This is a genomic window from Streptomyces sp. NPDC031274 (assembly GCF_055570235.1).
Window position 1 is genome coordinate 1 of sequence record NZ_JBVIHP010000506.1, and the last position, 1,022, is coordinate 1,022.

The following is a 1,022-nucleotide window of genomic DNA, read 5'->3' on the forward strand; positions in this document are numbered from 1 at the left end:
GTTCCTGTGCCAGCACCGCCGCGCCGCGGCGGTGCTGGCGGGCGAGCCGGCGGGTCATGAGGGTGACGAAGGCCCACTGGATGTGTGCTTCGGCGTGGGACATGAGCCGTTCGTAGTCCCTCGCGTTGCGCCTGGCCCGCATCGTCCACGAATTCGACCGCTCCACCACCCACCTCTTTGGCAACAAGATGAAGCCCTTTGCGTCGTCGGGGCGGGGCACGACCTTGATCGTGATGCCGAGCGCGCTCTGGGCCCAGGCGGCGAATTCCGCGCCGCTGTAGCCGTTGTCGGCCCAGACCAGCACGATCTCAGGGTGGGCGGCGTGCAGACGGGTGAGCAGGATGCGGGCAGCAGCCCGCTCCTGGACGTCGGCGGGCGTGACTAGCAGATCGACGAAGAGCCCGTCTTGATCAACTATGAGATGGCGCTTCCGCCCATTGATGTCCTTGCGTTTGTCGTAGCCGCGAGTGGCGGCGGAGACGGTCTCGGCGCCCTTGACGGACTGCGCGTCGATGATCACGCGGACCGGCCAGGGGCAGCGGTCGCTGTTCAGGCGGATGCGGCGCCGCAGCTGGTCGAGGATCTTCGTGAGCACCCCGGCCTTGGCCCAGCGGCGAAGTATCCGAAGATCGTGCGCCAGGGAATGCCCCGAAGTCGGCGGGCAGAGCGCGCCATTTCGCTCCATTGTCAGTGATGTAGCGGATGGTGTCGATGACGCGGCGCCTAGGCCACTTCTCCGGCGCCCCGCCCCGGGCCGTCTGGCAGGCCGGGACCGGCAGGAGCGTCTCCAGCTGGGCCCATTCGAGGTCGGACATGTCCGAGGGGTAGTGGTAGCGCGGCAGCATGGCAGGGCCGGGCCGCGACCGCGGGTGGGGAGGCCAACTGCCGGGCGGTCGCGGCCCGTTGCCTTTCCGTGATGGTCATTCCAGGTGGGCCAGGAGATCGAAGGTGGACTCGATCGCCCTCATCTGCGTGATCACCGTGCGGATATAGAGGCCGTCGGGGTCCTTCTTCTCGTGGGC

General features: G+C 68.0%; 1 protein-coding gene and 1 pseudogene. Both read right to left on the reverse strand.

The genetic code is table 11. The annotated features are described in order from the left end of the window. A partial coding sequence (locus ACZ5CR_RS47535) for an IS5 family transposase (protein WP_468870313.1) occupies positions 1 to 685 on the reverse strand: 685 nt, incomplete at its 3' end. A 19-nt stretch (positions 686 to 704) separates the two neighbouring features. Then, positions 705 to 845, reverse strand: a pseudogene (locus ACZ5CR_RS47540) (transposase); the annotation flags it as partial. Between the last annotated feature and the right edge of the window lie 177 nt (positions 846 to 1,022).